General features: G+C 63.7%; 15 protein-coding genes and 2 tRNA genes. 11 read left to right on the top strand and 6 right to left on the bottom strand.

Translation table 11 applies throughout. The annotated features are described in order from the left end of the window. The first annotated feature begins 154 nt into the window (after positions 1–154). Positions 155–391, top strand: a complete 237-nt coding sequence (locus tag MU558_RS05300; protein ID WP_246972590.1) for a CDGSH iron-sulfur domain-containing protein — start codon at positions 155–157, stop codon at positions 389–391. A 408-nt stretch (positions 392–799) separates the two neighbouring features. Here the strand turns inward: MU558_RS05300 and MU558_RS05295 are convergent. From MU558_RS05295 to MU558_RS05285, 3 genes are all read right to left on the bottom strand, one after another. Next, positions 800–872 (bottom strand) — tRNA-Asp (locus MU558_RS05295). A 450-nt stretch (positions 873–1322) separates the two neighbouring features. Beyond that, positions 1323–1586: a HalOD1 output domain-containing protein gene (locus MU558_RS05290; protein ID WP_246972586.1), complete on the bottom strand. Its 264-nt coding sequence runs from the start codon at positions 1584–1586 to the stop codon at positions 1323–1325. A gap of 338 nt (positions 1587–1924) precedes the next feature. Then, positions 1925–1997, bottom strand: a tRNA-Asp gene (locus MU558_RS05285). A gap of 307 nt (positions 1998–2304) precedes the next feature. Here MU558_RS05285 and MU558_RS05280 point away from each other — a divergent pair. The 9 genes from MU558_RS05280 to MU558_RS05240 all read left to right on the top strand — a co-directional run bounded on the left by MU558_RS05280 (position 2305) and on the right by MU558_RS05240 (position 13037). Then, positions 2305–2532 (top strand): DNA-directed RNA polymerase subunit H, encoded by a 228-nt coding sequence (locus MU558_RS05280; RefSeq protein WP_246972583.1) that lies wholly within the window; start codon positions 2305–2307, stop codon positions 2530–2532. Next, positions 2533–4107 (top strand): DNA-directed RNA polymerase subunit B'', encoded by a 1575-nt coding sequence (locus MU558_RS05275; protein ID WP_246972580.1) that lies wholly within the window; start codon positions 2533–2535, stop codon positions 4105–4107. Position 4108: 1 nt separating this feature from the next. After that, positions 4109–5938, top strand: coding sequence for a DNA-directed RNA polymerase subunit B (gene rpoB / locus MU558_RS05270; RefSeq protein WP_246972577.1), 1830 nt, complete (start codon positions 4109–4111; stop codon positions 5936–5938). Positions 5939–5941: 3 nt separating this feature from the next. Further along, a complete protein-coding gene (locus tag MU558_RS05265) occupies positions 5942–8866 on the top strand; it encodes a DNA-directed RNA polymerase subunit A' (protein ID WP_246972575.1) in 2925 nt (974 codons plus the stop codon). Further along, entirely contained in the window at positions 8859–10046 is a 1188-nt protein-coding gene (rpoA2, locus tag MU558_RS05260) for a DNA-directed RNA polymerase subunit A'' (protein ID WP_246972574.1), read from the top strand. Before MU558_RS05265 ends, rpoA2 begins: the two co-directional genes overlap by 8 nt. Positions 10047–10051: 5 nt before the next feature. Then, positions 10052–10471 (top strand): NusA-like transcription termination signal-binding factor, encoded by a 420-nt coding sequence (locus MU558_RS05255; protein ID WP_246972573.1) that lies wholly within the window; start codon positions 10052–10054, stop codon positions 10469–10471. 83 nt (positions 10472–10554) lie between these two features. After that, complete coding sequence (locus tag MU558_RS05250; RefSeq protein WP_246972572.1) at positions 10555–11766, top strand: lactate 2-monooxygenase; 1212 nt, start codon at positions 10555–10557, stop codon at positions 11764–11766. Between the two features lie 231 nt (positions 11767–11997). Further along, positions 11998–12426, top strand: coding sequence for a 30S ribosomal protein S12 (locus MU558_RS05245; RefSeq protein ID WP_005554545.1), 429 nt, complete (start codon positions 11998–12000; stop codon positions 12424–12426). A 2-nt stretch (positions 12427–12428) separates the two neighbouring features. After that, a complete protein-coding gene (locus MU558_RS05240) occupies positions 12429–13037 on the top strand; it encodes a 30S ribosomal protein S7 (protein ID WP_246972571.1) in 609 nt (202 codons plus the stop codon). A gap of 98 nt (positions 13038–13135) precedes the next feature. Here the strand turns inward: MU558_RS05240 and MU558_RS05235 are convergent, their stop codons facing one another. The 3 genes from MU558_RS05235 to MU558_RS05225 form a co-directional block, all read right to left on the bottom strand. Next, positions 13136–14032: a DUF4382 domain-containing protein gene (locus MU558_RS05235; protein ID WP_246972570.1), complete on the bottom strand. Its 897-nt coding sequence runs from the start codon at positions 14030–14032 to the stop codon at positions 13136–13138. A gap of 259 nt (positions 14033–14291) precedes the next feature. Further along, on the bottom strand, positions 14292–15044 hold the full coding sequence (locus MU558_RS05230; protein ID WP_246972568.1) for a DUF5781 family protein: 753 nt from the start codon (positions 15042–15044) through the stop codon (positions 14292–14294). Positions 15045–15135: 91 nt separating this feature from the next. Then, positions 15136–16992, bottom strand: coding sequence for a hypothetical protein (locus MU558_RS05225; protein ID WP_246972565.1), 1857 nt, complete (start codon positions 16990–16992; stop codon positions 15136–15138). Positions 16993–17236: 244 nt separating this feature from the next. On the opposite strand from MU558_RS05225, the gene MU558_RS05220 reads away from it, so the two are divergent. Further along, a complete protein-coding gene (locus MU558_RS05220; protein ID WP_246972563.1) occupies positions 17237–19423 on the top strand; it encodes an elongation factor EF-2 in 2187 nt (728 codons plus the stop codon). Positions 19424–19460: the final 37 nt, after the last annotated feature.

The raw sequence follows: 19460 nt of genomic DNA, 5'->3' as shown, positions 1-19460 counted from the left end.
GGTGTTAAGTATAATTCCTATGTGTTTAGTGTCAGAATCACAATGGTACTAATTAATTAGATTATCGATCGAAGACCAGTTCGACGAGCGCTCGTTCCTCTTCCGGCATCTCGTCGCCACAACGCACTTGTCGTTGCCGACGTATCCCCTGGACATGGCACGCCTGGTCGAACACGACGCCCACGGCCCGCGAAAGCTGACGGCGTCGGATCTCGACGACGAAAAGGGAGATATCGCGATCTGTCAGTGTGGGCTCGCCGAGTCGTATCCGTTCTGCGACGGGACTCACCGAGAAACCACCGACGAAGACGACGACGCTCTCTACGACTACGATGTCGACGACGCCCAGCGTCGCGTCGTCGATCGCGTCGTCTACGCCGACGACGAGTGACGGCGGGTCTTCGCCGTTCACATTCGCACTCGAGGGCCACCAACACTCGAGTGACGACCCGCTGTGCTCGTCGTATTGGTCCTCGAAAAACGCTCGAGACGGGATTTGAACCCATGCGCAGACGTTCCGGGCGTGCGGCCTCACGTCGTTCGGCCGTTCCGGGCAGTGCGACTGCTGGTGTTCAAATCCTGCTGTAGGGTATCTTCCGTTCACGAGGGGCGAGCACACGCTACGCGGCGCTCGTCGAGATTGTTCGCAGAAGAATACGCCCGAGGCGGGATTTGAACCACCTGAACGTTGCTCACTTCGTTCGCTCGTTCCGTAGTTCAAATCCCGATCGCCGCTCTTCGATTTCGAGTGTTCGCAACACGGCTACGCCGGTCGCTCACGAATTGGAAATCGAAGAAGCGCCCGAGGCGGGATTTGAACCCGCGTCACGACCGTGACAGGGTCGTATGATGGGCCACTACACCACCCGGGCTTGCAATTTATCGTTGCCGGGTGGTATTCTTAAGACTTCCGTAATCCGATCGTCAGGCGTGCTCCTCGAGACCGTGCCCCATCTCGAGTCGAGTGTATTCCGACCACCTTCGTTCGCTACCGTCGTCGCTGCATCGGTCTTCCTTCCCGTGGTACTGCTCACGCGAGACGGGATAGATGGTCTCTCCTCACGTCGTCTTTCGGAATCCAGTCGCGGAGGGCTGTCGTACCGACCGCCGTAGACCTCGACGTCCGTCTCGATGGCTCGCTTCGACTTCTCGTTCCAGATCTGGTGTGCCGCACCGACTCGCTCGAAGTCCAGCCGCTCGGACGCCAAGTTCCAGCAGCGCGCCGGCGCGCTCGTCGGAGTGCCCACGACTCCAGAACGGCTTTCACAGCCAGATGTCAAGTTCGGCGGCTCGACGTTCCCACCGTCTTGGACGTTTGTGAGTCAGCGACTACGAGTGTGCGTCGTCTCTGGACCGGTGTGCTCGGAAACGACGACCGTCGTGGGCGTTACCGTCACCCGGTGTTCGTCGACGGTAAACGAGACCGTCACCTGTCCAGTCGCCGACTCGAGGAGCTGTTCGAGTACGTCCGGATCGATGTAGTCGTAGAGGCGGTTAGAATCGAGATCGACGTCGTTCGCTTCCAGCGCATCTACGATTTCGATGAGGACGTCGTCGTCCACATCACCATCCGACCTATCTTGCATGCTAGTCACAACTCCCTCTCTGTTTTGATGCTTTAAATATATGTTTTCAAATGAAAATTCTTATGGCCGTTTGAAACCGTCTGGGGCAGGATTTGAACCACCTGAACGTCTCTCGCGTTGCTCGCTCGGCATCTCCTGCTCACGGGTGACGAGCACACGCTACGCGGTGCTCGTCGAGATTATTCGCGGAAGAATACGCCCGAGGCGGGATTTGAACCACCTGAACGTTGCTCACTTCGTTCGCTCGTTCCGTAGTTCAAATCCCGATCGCCGCTCTTCGATTTCGAGTGTTCGCGACACGGCTACGCCGGTCGCTCACGAATTGGAAATCGAAGAAGCGCCCGAGGCGGGATTTGAACCCGCGTCACGACCGTGACAGGGTCGTATGATGGGCCACTACACCACCCGGGCTTGCAACTCTTCGTTGCCGAGTGGAAGTATTAAGACTTTCCACTCGAGGTGCGTTTGGTACGGCGACGCGAGCCACAGCCGACGCCATCGCTTCGAGGCCCTATTGCGTGGCAGTGACACTCATTCTCCACAAGGGATATATACCAGAACGGGCTATCCTCGAGTGTGAACGTCTATCCCGGTCAGGTTCGCCCGGCCGGTTAGCCTTGCTTCTGACTCGAGTTAGTAACCGTTAAATGCGTCCCGACTATAGGTCCCTGTAGTATCTCGTGACAGCCGCTTCTCTCCCGTTAGCCCACACCAACACATGGTAGACGTAAGCCAACACGAACTGGTTCCGGAGCACACCGTTCTCGAGGAGGACGAGCTCGAGGACGTGCTCGCGGAGTACGACATCGACCGCACCGACTTGCCGAAAATCAAACGCACCGATCCCGCCCTGCCGGACGAGGCGGAGATCGGCGACGTCATCGAGATCGTTCGAGACTCGCGAACGACAGATCAGGCGGTCGTATACCGCCTCGTGGTGGATTAAATGGCAACAGAAATGAACCGATCAAAACGACGAGACATCTCGCGCGAATACTTCTCGAAAGAACGGCTCGCAGAACACCACTACCGGTCGTTCAACGCGTTCCTCAACCGAGGAATGCAGGAGGTCGTCGACGAGAAGGCGACGATCGACACGGACATCGGCGACAAGGAGGGCGAAGAGCCGGTCCACGTCGAACTCGGCGACGTCCGCGTCGTCACGCCTCGCGTCCGCGAGGCCGACGGCTCGGAGGAACTGCTCTACCCCCAGGAGGCGCGGCTGCGCAACATTACCTACTCCGCGCCCGTCTTCATGGAGATGTCCATCGTCAAAGGCGAGGAGGGCGACCAGCGGGTCGTCGACTCGACGGAGACGAAGATCGGTCGGATGCCGATCATGGTGGGCTCGGAAAAGTGTAACATCGCGGGCTTCTCCGAGGAAGAACTCATCGAGATCGGCGAGGATCCTGCCGACCCCGGTGGATACTTCATCGTCAACGGCTCCGAGCGAGTGTTGATGACCAGCGAGGACCTCGCGCCGAACAAGATCCTCGCCGAGTACGACACCAAGTACGGCGACGAGATCCAGGTCGCCAAGACGTTCTCCCAGCGTCGGGGCTACCGGGCACTCGTGCTCTGTGAGCGCACCCGCGACGGCCTGCTCGAGGTCTCGTTCCCCTCCGTGTCGGGTTCGATCAACTTCGTTACGCTCGTACGCGCGCTCGGCCTCGAGTCCGACGAGGAGATCGTCCACAAGGTCTCGAACGACCCCGAGGTCGTCAAGTACATGCTCGAGAACCTGGAAGAGGCGGAGGTCCAGACTGAAGAGGAGGCGATCGAGGCACTTGGCAAACGCGTCGCCTCGGGCCAGGGCAAAAACTACCAGCTCAAGCGCGCGAACTACGTCATCGACCGGTACCTCCTTCCGCACCTCCACGAGGACGGCGTGCCCGATGAGGACGTTCGGATCAACAAGGCACACTACCTCTGTCGAATGGCCGAGGCCTGTTTCGAACTCGCGCTCGGTCGCCGGGAGTCGGACGACAAAGACCACTACGCCAACAAGCGCCTGAAGGTCTCCGGCGACCTGATGAAAGACCTCTTCCGGACTGCGCTGAACAAGCTCGCACGCGACGTGAAGTACCAGCTCGAGCGGGCGAACATGCGAAATCGGACGCTCTCGGTCAACACCGTGGTCCGGTCGGACGTGCTCACCGAACGACTCGAGCACCCGATCGCGACGGGCAACTGGGTCGGCGGCCGATCCGGCGTGAGTCAGCTGGTCGATCGGACGGACTTCATGGGGGTGCTCTCGCACCTGCGGCGGCTTCGCTCGCCACTCAGCCGCTCACAGCCACACTTCGAGGCGCGGGACTTGCACGCGACCCAGTGGGGTCGCATCTGTCCCTCCGAGACCCCGGAGGGTCCTAACTGTGGGCTGGTGAAGAACTTCGCACAGGCGATGGAGCTCTCACAGAACGTCGAGGACGAACAGGAACTCAAACGCGAACTGGCGTCGATGGGTGTCCAGGGTATTCCGGGCATCGAGGGCGTCAACCGAACGACTGCAGACGACTAATATGAGTAGCCAACAGCGAGAAGCCAAGGTGTACGTCAACGGGTCGCTGGTGGGGACCCACCCGGATCCGCACGAACTGGCCGAACAGATCCGCGAAGCGCGACGCATCGGCGACGTCAGCGAGATGGTAAACGTCTCGGTGAAAGAGCGCACCCGCGAAGTGATCATCAACGCCGACGCGGGCCGTGCCCGTCGGCCGCTGCTCGTCGTCGAGGACGGCGAGCCGCGCATCTCCGAGGCGGAGATCGAGGCGCTCCGGGATGGCGACCTCGAGTTCGACGACCTCGTCGCCCACGGCTACGTCGAGTTCATCGACGCCGAGGAGGAAGAGGACATCTACGTCGCCGTCGACGAGGACGACCTGGAAGAAGAGCACACCCACCTCGAGATCGACCCGCAGCTGATCTTCGGGATCGGTGCGGGGATGATCCCCTACCCCGAGCACAACGCGAGTCCGCGCATTACGATGGGGGCGGGGATGGTCAAACAGTCGCTCGGGCTGCCGGCGGCGAACTACCGCATTCGGCCGGACACGCGCCAGCACCTGCTGCACTACCCGCAGCTGTCGATGGTCAAGACTCAGACCACCGAGCAGATCGGCTTCGACGAGCGTCCCGCCGCCCAGAACTTCGTCGTCGCCGTGATGAGCTACGAGGGGTTCAACATCGAGGACGCACTGGTGATGAACAAGGCGTCGGTCGAACGCGCGCTCGCCCGGTCGCACTTCTTCCGGACCTACGAGGGCGAGGAACGGCGCTACCCCGGCGGACAGGAAGACCGCTTCGAGATTCCGAGCCAGGACGTTCGCGGTGCCCGTGGCGAGGAGGCCTACGCCCACCTCGACGAGGACGGACTCGTCAACCCCGAGACACAGGTCGACGAGAACTCCGTGCTGCTCGGGAAGACGTCCCCGCCGCGCTTTTTGGAGGAACCCGACGACATGGGTGGGCTCTCGCCTCAGAAGCGCCGTGAAACGTCGGTGACGATGCGTTCGGGCGAATCCGGCGTGGTCGACACCGTCACGCTGATGGAAGGCGAGGACGGTTCGAAACTCTCGAAGGTCTCCGTTCGCGACGAACGGATCCCGGAACTCGGAGACAAGTTCGCGTCGCGACACGGCCAGAAAGGGGTCATCGGCCACCTCGCCCCACAGGAGGACATGCCGTTCACCGAGGAGGGCGTCGTGCCGGACCTCGTCGTCAACCCCCACGCGCTTCCCTCGCGGATGACCGTCGGGCACATTCTGGAGATGATCGGCGGCAAACTCGGATCGATGGAGGGCCGTCGCGTCGACGGCACGCCGTTTTTGGGCGAAGACGAAGAGGACCTCCGGAGCGGACTCGAGGACGTGGGCTTCAACTCCGCGGGCAAAGAGACGATGTACTCCGGCGTTACCGGGGAGAAGATCGAGGCCGAAATCTTCGTCGGCGTGATCTTCTACCAGAAACTCTACCACATGGTCTCGAACAAACTGCACGCCCGCTCGCGCGGGCCGGTGCAGGTGCTGACCCGCCAGCCGACCGAAGGTCGCGCCCGCGAGGGTGGGCTGCGGATCGGTGAGATGGAACGCGACGTGTTCATCGGTCACGGGGCGGCGATGACGCTCAAAGAACGCCTGCTCGACGAGTCCGACCGCGAGTTCATCCACATCTGCGGGAACTGTGGGATGACCGCGACCGAGAACGTCGAACAACGGCGGGTGTACTGTCCGAACTGCGGCGAGGAGACCGACATCCACGAGATCGAGATGAGCTACGCGTTCAAGCTCTTGCTCGACGAGATGAAAGCGCTCGGCATCGCACCGCGACTCGAACTGGAAGACGCCGTATAACACATGCGAAACACGACACCCAAAGACATCGGATCGATCAACTTCGGGCTGATGGAGCCCGAGGAGTATCGGGAGATGAGCGCGACGAAGATCATCACGGCCGACACCTACGACGACGACGGCTTCCCCATCGACATGGGGCTGATGGACCCCCGTCTCGGCGTCATCGACCCCGGCCTCGAGTGTAAGACCTGTGGTCAGCACTCGGGCTCGTGTCCCGGCCACTTCGGCCACATCGAACTCGCCGCGCCGGTCATCCACGTCGGCTTCACGAAGCTCATCCGGCGGCTGCTCCGGGGCACCTGCCGGGAGTGTTCCCGGCTGCTGTTGACCGAAGACGAGAAAGAGGAGTTCCGCCACCAGATCGACCAGTCGCGAAAGCTCGGCCGCGACGTAAACGACGTCACGAAGGCGGCGATCCGACAGGCACGAAAGAAAGATCGCTGTCCCCACTGCGGCGAGATCCAGTACGACATCGAACACGAGAAGCCCACCACCTACTACGAGGTCCAGCAGGTGCTGACCAGCGAGTACTCCCAGCGCATCGCTGCGGCGATGCAGGGTGGTGAGGACGGCGAGCGGACGACGCCGGACGAACTGGCCGAGGAGACGGAGATCGACCTCACTCGCATCAACGAGATCCTCTCCGGCTCGTTCCGCCCGCGTGAGAGCCAGCGGAAAGCGATCGAGAAGGCACTCGACATCGACCTCACCGAGGAGGACACGAACAAGCTGATGCCCTCGGACATTCGCGACTGGTTCGAGGCGATCCCAGACGAGGACATCGAGGCGCTGGGGATCGACGCCGAGCGCTCCCGTCCGGAGTGGATGATCCTCACTGTCCTCCCAGTGCCGCCGGTGACGGCGCGGCCGTCGATCACGCTCGACAACGGCCAGCGCAGCGAGGACGACCTCACGCACAAACTCGTGGACATCATCCGGATCAACCAGCGCTTCATGGAGAACCGCGAGGCCGGCGCACCCCAGCTGATCATCGAGGACCTGTGGGAACTGCTCCAGTACCACGTCACGACGTTCATGGACAACGAGATCAGCGGCACGCCGCCGGCACGCCACCGTTCCGGTCGCCCGCTCAAGACGCTCAGCCAGCGACTGAAGGGCAAGGAGGGTCGCTTCCGCGGCTCGCTGTCCGGAAAGCGCGTGAACTTCTCCGCCCGGACCGTCATCTCGCCGGACCCGACGCTCAGCCTGAACGAAGTCGGCGTCCCGGATCGGGTCGCAAAGGAGATGACCCAGACGATGAACGTCACCGAACGAAACGTTGCCGACGCCCGGCGGTACGTCTCCAACGGACCGGAGGGCCACCCGGGCGCGAACTACGTCCGACGGCCGGACGGCCGTCGCCTGAAGGTGACAGAGAAGAACTGCGAGGAACTCGCGAAGAAGATCGAACCCGGCTGGGAGGTCAACCGACACCTCATCGACGGCGACATCGTCATCTTCAACCGACAGCCGTCACTCCACCGGATGTCGATCATGGCCCACGAGGTCGTGGTCATGCCGTACAAGACGTTCCGGCTCAACACCGTCGTCTGTCCGCCGTACAACGCCGACTTCGACGGCGACGAGATGAACATGCACGCCCTCCAGAACGAGGAGGCTCGTGCGGAAGCGCGCGTCCTGATGCGCGTCCAGGAACAGATCCTCTCGCCGCGGTTCGGTGAGAACATCATCGGCGCGATCCAGGACCACATCTCGGGAACCTACCTGCTTACCCACGACAACCCGCGGTTCAACGAGACGCAGGCGCTCGACCTCCTGCGGGCGACGCGGATCGACGAACTGCCCGACCCCAGCGGCATCGACGACGAGGGCGAGCCGTTCTGGACCGGTCGCGACGTCTTCTCCGAACTCCTTCCCGACGACCTGAACCTCGAGTTCACGGGCACCGTCGGCGACGACGTCGTCATCGAGGACGGCCAACTCCTCGAAGGAACCATCGCCGAAGACGAGGTCGGCGAGTTCGGCGGTGAGATCGTCGACACGATCACGAAAGTCTACGGCAACACCCGCGCCCGGATCTTCATCAACGAAGTCTCGACGCTCGCGATGCGGGCGATCATGCACTTCGGGTTCTCGATCGGCATCGACGACGAGACAATCCCGGAGGAAGCCGAATCCCGAATCGACGAGACGATCGACGACGCCTACGACCGCGTCGAGGAACTCATCGAGGCCTACCAGCGGGGCGAACTCGAGTCCCTGCCCGGCCGCACCATCGACGAGACCCTCGAGATGAAGATCATGCAGACGTTGTCCCGTGCTCGTGACAACGCGGGGAACATCGCCGACGAGCACTTCGAAGACGATAACCCGGCCGTCGTCATGGCAAACTCTGGTGCCCGTGGGTCGATGCTCAACCTGACCCAGATGGCCGGTGCCGTCGGCCAGCAGGCAGTTCGGGGCGAGCGAATCAACCGCGGCTACGAGGACCGGACCCTCAGCCACTACAAACCGAACGACCTCTCGGCGAAAGCTCACGGCTTCGTCGAGAACTCCTATACGAGCGGACTCACCCCACGGGAGTTCTTCTTCCACGCTATGGGTGGCCGCGAGGGGCTGGTCGACACCGCAGTGCGAACGTCGAAGTCCGGCTACCTCCAGCGCCGGCTGATCAACGCCCTCACCGAACTCGAAACCCAGTACGACGGCACCGTCCGGGACACCTCGGACACGATCGTCCAGTTCGAGTTCGGCGAAGACGGCACCTCGCCGGTGATGGTCTCCTCGAGCGAGGAGGGCGACGTCGACGTCGAACAGATCGCAGATCGGATCCTCGAGTCGGAGTTCGAATCCGAAGCCGAGAAAGAGGAGTTCCTCGGCTCGAAGCCGGAGCCGACGAACCTCTCGGAGTACGCAGATAGTCGTCGCATCGTCGAGGACGTGGAGGTGACCTCCGATGACTGACGTCGAGTACGACGTCAGCGACGACGTCATCGCCGTCGTCGAGGACACCGAACTCCCCCGCCGGCTCAGGGAGAAGGTCTACGAGACGGTCGAAGAGCGCAACGCGACCCTCGAGCAGGCCGACGAGATCGCCCGGGCGGTCGAGAACCAGTACCTCCAGACGCGGATCGATCCGCTCGACCCCGTCGGGACCGTCAGCGCACAGTCGATCGGCGAACCGGGGACGCAGCTGACGATGAACACGTTCCACTACGCGGGTGTTGCAGAGATCGACGTCACGCAGGGTCTGCCGCGGCTGATCGAACTGGTCGACGCCCGGAAGACCCCGGATACGCCGATGATGACGGTCTACCTCGAGGACGAGTACGCCAGCGAGCGCGAGAAAGCCCACGAGGTCGTCTGGAAGATCGAGGCCACGCAGATTCTCGCACTCGGTGACGTCTCGACGAACGTCGCCGACATGCGCGTCCAGATTTCGCTGAACAAAGACACCTTAGAAGAGCGGATGATCACGGCCGAGGAGGTCGCAGGCATCATCGAAGACAACCTCGGCGTGGATACCGTCCAGCAGGGGACGACCGTCGAGTTCGGTCCCGAAGAGCCGTCCTATCGCGAACTGCTACAGCTCGTCGAGGAGCTCCGGGACATCACGTTCAAGGGTATCGAGGAGGTCTCTCGCGTCGTCATCCGCCGAGAAGAGATGGACGACGGCAGCGAGGAGTTCGTCCTCTACACCGAGGGGTCGGCCTTCGGCGACGTGCTCTCGATCGAGGGCGTCGACGCCAGTCGGACGACGACGAACAACATCCACGAAATCCACCGCAACCTCGGGATCGAGGCCGCTCGCGAGGCGATCATCGAGGAGACCCACAACACGCTCGCAGAGCAGGGTCTCGACGACGTCAATGTCCGGCACCTGATGCTGGTCGCCGACATGATGACAAACCGCGGCGAGATCGAGTCGATCGGCCGCCACGGCATCTCCGGTTCGAAAGACTCCGTCCTGGCGCGGGCGGCGTTCGAGGTGACGGTCAACCACCTGCTCAACGCGGCTATCCACGGTGAGGTCGACGACCTGGACGGCGTTACCGAGAACGTCATCGTCGGCAAGCCGATCAAACTCGGTACCGGCGACGTCGACCTCCGGATGGGGTCGACCAGCGGGAGACAGGCCGACTGACGACGATGGGCGTGACGCTCTCGGACGACGCCCGCCAGTATCTCGCGCTGTTCGAGGACGTGACGGGCGCGACCGGTCGCGACTGCGTCCTCGAGAACGGCCGGCTGCTCGTCGTCGTCGCGCCCGGACAGATGGGCGAGGCGATCGGCCCGGGGGGCAGACACGTAACGCAGTTCGAACGGCAGGTCGACAAGTCGGTGCGGCTGATCGAGGCCGCCGAGACGGCCGCGGCGTTCGTCGCGAACGCGCTCGCGCCCGCGGCGGTGTACAACGTCACGATCAGCGAGAACGACGATACCATCGCGTACGTCGAGGTCGCAGACGAGGACCGCGGCGTCGCCATCGGGAAAGACGGGCTGACGATCGAGGCTGCGCGGACGCTCGCCGAGCGTCACTTCGGGATCGACGACGTCCAGTTGACGTAGTCGCGCGCTGGCGCTCACGTCGGGCTTTTTCGTCCGTTTGCTGCTCCCGAAGCTATAGGACCTCCCCATTCGAAGGGCTCATCATGTCGAACGAGAACAGCCCATCGTACGGACGTGAGCGGCTCGTCGAGGTGTTCACGCAGGGAATGCTCGCAGACCAGCCGCCGAACCTGTCGCCGTCCTACGAGACGCTCGAGGCGGCAGCCCGCGAGGCCCTCGACCCGGCGGCGTACGCCTACGTCGCGGGTAGTGCGGGTGCTGGACGGACCGCCGACGCGAACCGGGCGGCGTTCTCTCGCTGGCGGCTCGTCCCGCGCATGCTTCGTGACGTCTCCTCGCGTGACCTCTCTGTCGAGTTGTTCGGGCGGACGTACCCCGCACCGATCGCGCTGGCACCCGTCGGCGTCCAGTCGATCTTCCACGAGGACGGCGAACTCGCGTCCGCGAGAGCGGCGGCCGACCTGGGCCTGCCGTTTGCCGCGAGTTCGGTCTCGTCGGAGCCACTCGAGGAGATCGCGGCGGCGACCGGTGACGCTCCGGCGTGGTTTCAGCTGTACTGGAGTTCGGACCGCGAACTGACGGCGAGTTTCGTCGAGCGAGCGGCGGACGCCGGCTACGAGGCCATCGTCGTCACCGTCGACACGCCAGTCATGGGCTGGCGCGAGCGCGACGTCGAACAGGGCTACCTGCCCTTCCTCGACGGCGAGGGCGTCGCGAACTACTTCTCCGATCCGGTCTTCCGCGAGACACTCGCGGAGCCGCCGGAAGACAACCCCGACGCGGCAGTCATGCGATTTCTCGACGTCTTCGGCGACGACTCGCTCACGTGGGACGACCTCGAGTGGCTGTGCGAGCGGACCGACCTGCCGGTCGTGGTCAAGGGCATTGTCCACCCCGACGACGCCGCCCTGGCGCTCGAGGCCGGCGTCGACGGAATCGTCGTCTCGAACCACGGCGGTCGGCAGGTCGACGATGCGGTGCCCGCACTCGAGGCACTGCCACGGGTCGTCGAGCTCGTCGACGGGCGCGTTCCGGTGTTGTTCGACAGCGGGATTCGCCGCGGGGCAGATGTGCTGACGGCGCTCGCACTCGGTGCCGAGATGGTCCTGCTGGGTCGGCCGTACGTCTACGGACTGACGATCGACGGCGAGGACGGCGTCCGCGAGGTCTGTCGGAACGTCCTGGCCGACCTCGACCTGACGCTCGCACTGACGGGTCACACGACCGTCGCCGACGTCGATCGATCGGTCCTCGTCGACGCGGAAAACCCGTCGACGACGTCCACCACCGACTGACGCGGATACCGGCTCGAACGCAGATGAGCGGCCACGGCCGGCCCACCCGGCGGAGTCTCGAGCGAGCGGTCGCCGACCGTCGTCCGACGGGAGAACGACTCCCCGAGAGCGTTCCTCCGCAGACGAAACCCGCTCAGATCTCTTCGTTACCCCCGTTCGAGCGTTCTCGTGGCGTATCGCGAGATGGAAAAGGGGATGCTTAAGTGTCTTCGTCGGATAGCGACGGGTACTATGGCAAACGGCAAGTACGCCGCGCGCAAGCTCAAGAAGGACCGCCAGAACCAGCGGTGGTCCGACTCGGACTACGCGCGCCGCGCCCGTGGACTTCGCGAGAAGTCCGACCCCCTCGAGGGAGCGCCCCAGGCACGCGGTATCGTACTCGAAAAGGTCGGCATCGAGGCGAAACAGCCCAACTCGGCGATCCGAAAGTGCGTCCGGGTCCAGCTGATCAAAAACGGCAAGCAGGTCACCGCGTTCTGTCCCGGTGACGGCGCAATTTCGTTCATCGACGAGCACGACGAAGTCACCATCGCCGGTATCGGCGGTGCGAAGGGTCGTGCGATGGGCGACCTCTCGGGTGTCAACTACAAAGTCGAGAAGGTAAACGGCGTGTCGCTGATCGAACTCGTCCGCGGCAACGCAGAGAAACCGGTGCGATAACCATGGCTGCAGAAGACCAACCCGAGCCCGAGGCACCCGCAGGCGGCGCGGACGTCTCCGCGAAGCTCTTCGGCAAGTGGGAGATCGGCGAGATCGAGTACGCCGACCCCTCGACCGAGCGCTACATCTCCGTGACGCCCGTCGCCCACACGATGGGTCGCCACGCCGGCAAGCAGTTCCAGAAGTCGGAGGTGTCGATCGTCGAGCGCTTCATCAACCGGCTGATGCAGACCGAGGAGAACACGGGCAAGAAACAGCAGACACTCAACCTCGTCCGTGAGGCGTTCGAGATCGTCCACGACCGCACGGAAGAAAACCCCGTGCAGGTGCTCGTCAGCGCCGTCGAGAACGCCGCTCCCCGCGAGGAGACCGTCCGCCTGAAGTACGGCGGCATTTCGGTCCCGAAGGCAGTCGACGTCGCGCCCCAGCGTCGGGTCGACCAGGCCCTGAAGTTCCTCGCGGAAGGCGTCCAAAACGCCTCGTTCAAGACTCCGACGCCGGCCGAGGAGGCCATCGCGAACCAGCTCGTCGGGGCTGCGAACTACGACGTCCAGACGTACGCGATCAGCCAGAAAGAAGAGAAAGAGCGCGTCGCGGCGGCCGCGCGGTAAAACTCGGTTTTCTCGTTTTCGACGTTTTATCAGTGGAACGGAGAGCGTCGCGGTCGACGCTCGCCTCGAGCGACGGCGGCACTCGAGTCGCGTGCCGACTACGCGTTCTGGTCGCCGTCGTTCGAGTCGTTCTGCGCGTCGTCGTCCGTCCCGTTCTGGGCGTCGCTTTCGGTATCGGTCTGATCGTCGCTGCTCTCGCCGTCGTCGCCCGTCTCGTCGTCTTCGGGGACGTCCTCGTAACTCACTTCCGTCCCCGTCGCGACGGGCTGGAGGAGGTACGTGCCGGTCTGTCCGCGGCGAACCGGCGTGAAGTCTGCGAGGAACGTCGTCAGTTTGCCGTCACGGATCTCGAAGGACTCTTTGAACTGTAGCGGGGCGTTTCCGGGCGTCGACACCTCCGTCTCGCCGCCCTCGGCCAGCGTCCCCTCGACGTCCGTCACGTCGAGCTGGAGGAACGCGTACTCGCCGGCGGGCAGTTCGCGCTCGTCGACGAGCTGGGTGTTCTCGCCCTGGAGGTCTACCAGGTCCGCCTGCTGGGGCTCGTCGAACTCGTAGTACCGCCGCTCGTCGCTCTGGTCGACGTCTTCCTCGCGCTGTTCGTCGATTTCGTCGTCGGTTTCGCTTCCCCCGTCTGCGGTGTCACCGTTGCTCTCGTTTCCGCCGTCGGACTCCTCACTGTCGGTGTTTTCGCCGTCGGATTCGGCGTCGTCGCTGCCATCGCTGCTATCGTCGCTTTCGTCACCATCGCTCGGTTTCACCCAGATACCCTGGATCGTCACGACGCAGGATTCGAAGTCGGCGATGTCGCCGGGCTGGTCGGTGACCTGCGTCGCCAGCGTTCCGGTCGTCTCTTCGTCGCTCCCGTTTCCGCCACCGTCGCCGTCGTTGTCGTCGCTTCCGAGACAGCCAGCGAGGCCGATCGTACTGGCGGCCGCGACGCCGCCGGCCAACTCGAGGTAGTCGCGTCGTCGAACGTCGTCAGTTCGGTCAGTCATACACTCAGGAGAGATGGTATTTCACGGCCTTCAAGCGAGCGACCGTTGGACCGCGTTCGGGCGATTTACCGACCGTTCAGTTCCGTTTGCACGATTCAGACGACCGGTTTTGGTTATCTACACGCCGTACACGGCGCTCGCCGCGACCCGATGGGACCGACGACCGTGACACGTCGCTAACCGTTTCGAAATCGAAATCAACGGCCGTGAACGGTTCCGATTCGAGACAGGCCGGCCGACGGACGGCTCGCGATCGCCGTCAGTCCGCCGCTGGCCCACCGCTCACGTACGATCGAGCCGCCTCGACCAGCACTCGGCGATACGTACTCGAGTCGGGGTCGTGCGCGAGTTCCCTGAACCGGCGTCTGAACCCGTCGAAGTCGACCGCCGGCGCGTCCATCGCGGCCGCGTGTGCGAGGTCGTACAGCCGGTGGTCCGGCTCGATCAGGTCGTGACGCTCCGCGAGCGCGAGCGCAAACGCCGCGTTGACGGCGGTGATCTCCGGATCCGCGGCGGCGGAGATTCGGTCGAGTCCGGGTCGTGGCGGCGTCTGTGGACGGTCTGCGACGGCCGTCGCCAGCCCCGACTCGAGAAAGGCGAGGAGCTTCTCGCCCGGACCGACCGAGAGGGTGATGTCGTCGGCGTAGATGTCTTTCATGTGATTTGCGATCTGGTAGCAATGGGCGAGCTTTCGCCGTTCGACGCGCCGGCCGGCGAGCGCGAGGTAGAGCACCTCCTCGGTCGACTGTGTGTGTGAAGGGTGGGCTTCCTCGTGTCTCGCCATGTGGGCGAACTCGTGTAAGACGAGTTCGCGCGCGAGTGCACTCGAGGCGGCGTGCCTCGAGATGTTCAGCACGTGGTAGTCGTCGTAGTGTGCCGCCCAGGTCCGTTCGTCGGGGTCCTCCCGGATGCGGACGTGGACGGGCAACGAGAGGTCGCGTTCGGTCTCGAAGAGGTCTTGGGCACTGAGGAATGGAGCGGTCGGACCGGCCCCCTGAACGCGTAGGTCCATGCGTAACTCTACCAAGGGGCCGGCGGGATTTGACTCTTTTGCGGTGTCCGACGGTGGCGTATCACGGGATCACGTGCGGTCCGCGACCGGATCAATCGAGGTCGGGAATCCGGACGGACTCGAGGTCGATGTCGGCGACGGTCCACCAGACGGCGAGGTGCCACCAGGAATCGCGCTCGCTCAGGTCGATCGTTACGGCGTCTCCGGGTCGGACGACGTCGTCGTCCGATAGCTCCTGCCAGGGCCGCGACCGATTCTCGGGCCCGGTGACGATGAGCTCCAGTTCGTCGGCCGGAATCGAATCGCCGGCGGCGTGACGGACGGTCGCGGTATCGGCTCCCGGATCGAATCCGACGTCGAACGTGGTGTTCGGCGGGGTGGCATCGATCGCGATCGGGTGATCGGACAGCAACGTCCCGTCGGGCGTCCAGACGAGTCGGATGCGGCCCCCCTCGTCGGCCTCGCTCACGTCGACGGTGACGGTGTCGCCCTGGGTGACCGTCCCGCTGTCGTCGAGTTCAGTCCAGTTGGTGACGCGATCACCGTCGGGGCTGTCGACGTGCACGTCCAGTTCCTCGGCCGGGATCGCGTCGCCGCCAGTGTGGCTGATCGACACGGCGTCGGTACCGAACTCCGTCCTGAAGGTGGCGTTCGGTCGACCGCCAGTCCGGTCGGGAACGGACTCGGTGTGTACCACGTCTGAGCCGGGCGTCCACACGAGCCGCAGTTCGTCGCCGAGAACGGGAGTGTCGACCGCCACGCTGACGGTATCGCCCGTCCTGATCGTGTCGATATTCGAGATCGCTCCCCATCGGATCTGCCGTTCGGTGTCCCGCTCCTCGAAGACGATCGCGAGCTCGTCGGCCGGAATCTCGTCGCCGCCGACGTGGATGACGGTCACCGAACCCCGATTCACGTCGACGTCGAATCTGGCCTCGGGACGCGACCGCCGGTCGTCGATCTCCATTCTTCCCCCATCGGTGGCTTCGTACGTGAGCACGACGCCGTCTTCGGTTACCGATGGCTCGTCGAACCGATCGAGTATCGGTACCCCGTTACCGAACGCGTCCGCGTCCGAAACCGCTTGCTCGGTGATCATGGTGATCTGGTAGTGCAGTCGGTCCCCGTCGGGTTCGATCGAGAAGCCGCCACCCGTAACCGTCGGTGCGTCGGTGTCGGCTCCGTCGTCCGTCTCGTTCGGGGATCGCCGGAAGCGGCGTCCAGTCTCCTCCTCAACCGCGGGCGCACCGAAGACGATCGGCCGCTCGCCCTGCCGGCGAAGGAGCGTTTCGGCCGTCTCGTCGACCTCGTGCAGTCTGGTGGCCGCCCCGTCTCGAGCGTCGATCAACGCCTCGACCACCGCTCGTCCACTCACAATTTCGTCGCCGCTGAATCCGGTGACGAACGTTCCGTGGCTGATCGCGACGCCGGTCTCCTCGTCGAAGTAGAGATCGTGCCCTGCGTGCGCTCCCGTCTCGACCGACTCTTCGTTCTCGGCCGCGTTAGCGGACTCCGCCCGCAGTTCGGTCGCGTCGAATCCGCCGAAGACGGCGACGCCGGATGCACCGCCGGGCCCCGGTCCGTGATTGACGGCGACGGCGCCGTCGACGTCGATTCCGTACTCGTCGATCATCGGCGGGACGTACTCGCCGATCAATTCCGTCGCCTTGTCGGCGATAAGTGGACTCGAGTGCAACCCGTACTCCATCGGGTTCACGAGCGCATCGCCGTCGACGTAGGCATACGTGTACGCGTTGCCCGCCGCGCCGGTCGCCGCCGGCGCGTACAGCCAGCGGTGAAACGACGGGAGGGGATCCCGCTCGTTGCTCTCGCGGTCCTCTTCGTCGGAACTAAGGACGGTGTCGAGACAGCCGGACAGCCCCACCAGCCCCCCGACTGCGATCGTTCCACCCCCCGAGAGAAACGCCCGTCGACTCGTGTCGTACATCTCTTCTTATGTCTTCTTACTGTGAATATAAATATTGTAGATAGTGACTATTACAGCGACCGGACTCGGTGGCGGCCGGTACGCGCTCGGTCGAGAACGATCCCTCGGCCGCAACGCAGGACAATTGTGAGAGCCATTCACTCACGCAAATTGGACAGTCTGGTGTTCGAACCGTGAAATACGACGGATTTCGTCCGGGACGAAACACTACCCTTTTGACCCCGCTACCGGTATTGGGGCGTATATGGGCCGACGCAAGAAAATCGTACAGGAGTGTGAACGGCTGATGGACAAACCGGAGAACATCCGGAACATCGCCATCGCCGCCCACGTCGACCACGGCAAGACGACCCTCTCGGACAACCTGCTCGCTGGCGCGGGCATGATCTCCGAGCAGACCGCCGGTGAACAGCTCGCGATGGACACCGAAGAGGACGAGCAGGAACGCGGGATCACCATCGACGCGGCGAACGTCTCGATGACCCACGAATACGAGGGAACGAACCACCTCATCAACCTCATCGACACGCCGGGCCACGTCGACTTCGGTGGCGACGTGACGCGTGCGATGCGCGCCGTCGACGGTGCGCTCGTCGTCGTCGACGCCGTCGAGGGCGCGATGCCCCAGACCGAAACCGTGCTGCGCCAGGCGCTTCGCGAGGGCGTCAAGCCGGCGCTTTTCATCAACAAGGTCGACCGCCTCATCTCCGAACTCCAGGAGGGCCCCGAGGAGATGCAACAGCGTCTCCTGAAGGTCATCCAGGACGTCAACGAACTCATCCGCGGGATGACCGAGGACATGGACGACGTCGAAGACTGGACCGTCTCCGTCGAAGAGGGCACCGTCGGCTTCGGCTCCGCCCTCTACAAGTGGGGCGTCTCGATGCCGTCGATGCAGCGCACCGGGATGGACTTCGGCGACATCATGGACCTCGAGCGTTCGGACAAGCGCCAGGAGCTCCACGAGCGAACGCCGCTTTCGGACGTCGTCCTGGACATGGTCTGTGAGCACTTCCCCGACCCGCTCGAGGCCCAGCCCCGTCGTATCCCCCGTATCTGGCGCGGTGACGACGAGTCCGACCTCGCAGAGCAGATGCGCGTCGTCGACGAAGACGGCGAGGTCGTCCTGATGGTCACCGACATCGAACTCGACCCCCACGCAGGCGAGGTCGCTATCGGCCGCGTCTTCTCCGGAACCGTCGAGAAGGGCCAGGAGCTGTACGTCTCCGGGACCGCGGGCCAAAACCGCGTCCAGAGCGTCGGCATCTACATGGGTGGCGAGCGCGAGGACGTCGAGCAGGTCCCCGCAGGTAACATCGCCGCCGTCACCGGCCTGCGCGACGCCATCGCCGGCTCGACCGTCTCGAGCATCGAGATGACGCCGTTCGAGTCGATCGAGCACATCTCCGAGCCGGTCATCACGAAGTCCGTCGAGGCTCAGAGCATGGACGACCTGCCGAAGCTCATCGAGACGCTCCGACAGGTCTCCAAAGAGGACCCGACGATCCAGATCAACATCAACGAGGACACCGGCGAACACCTGATCTCCGGGCAGGGTGAACTCCACCTCGAGGTCATCACCCAGCGCATCCAGAAGAACCAGGGCATCCCGGTCAACACCGGTGAACCGATCGTCGTCTACCGTGAGGCCGTCCAGCGTGCAAGCGACACGGTCGAGGGCATCTCGCCCAACCGCCACAACCGCTTCTACATCTCCGCCGACCCCCTCTCGGACGAAATCGTCGAGACGATCAAGATGGGCGAGGCGTCGATGGACATGCCCGAACAGGAGCGCCGCGAGGCGCTGCAGGAGGCGGGCATGGAGAAAGAAGACTCCCAGAACGTCGAGCAAATCCACGGGACCAACGTCCTCGTCGACGATACGAAAGGTATCCAGCACCTAAACGAGACGATGGAACTCGTCATCGAGGGGCTTGAGGAAGCACTCGACAACGGTCCGCTCGCCAACGAGCCGACCCAGGGGACGCTCATCCGCCTGCACGACGCGAAGCTCCACGAGGACACCATCCACCGCGGTCCCGCCCAGGTCATCCCGGCAACCCGCGAGGCCGTCCACAAGTCGCTGATCGACGGGCAGATCAAGCTGCTCGAGCCGATGCAGGACGTCCGCATCGACGTGCCCAACGACCACATGGGCGCCGCATCCGGCGAGATCCAGGGCCGCCGTGGCCGCGTCGACGACATGTACCAGGAAGGAGACCTGATGGTCGTCGAGGGCATCGCACCGGTCGAGGAGATGATCGGGTTCGCAAGCGACATCCGCAGCGCCACGGAGGGTCGTGCCTCCTGGAACACCGAGAACGCCGGCTTCGAGGTCATGTCCGACTCGCTCCAGCGTGAGAAGATCATGGAGATCCGCGAGCGCAAGGGCATGAAGCTCGAACTGCCGCAGTCGATCGACTACATCTAGACGCGTTTCTCTCTACTCTCACTTCTCACGCCGTTAC

Origin of the sequence: Natribaculum luteum (assembly GCF_023008545.1) — an archaeon.
Lineage (GTDB): Archaea > Halobacteriota > Halobacteria > Halobacteriales > Natrialbaceae > Natribaculum > Natribaculum luteum.
The sequence above is the reverse complement of the archived record's forward strand: the minus strand, read 5'-3'. Positions and strand labels throughout refer to the sequence as shown.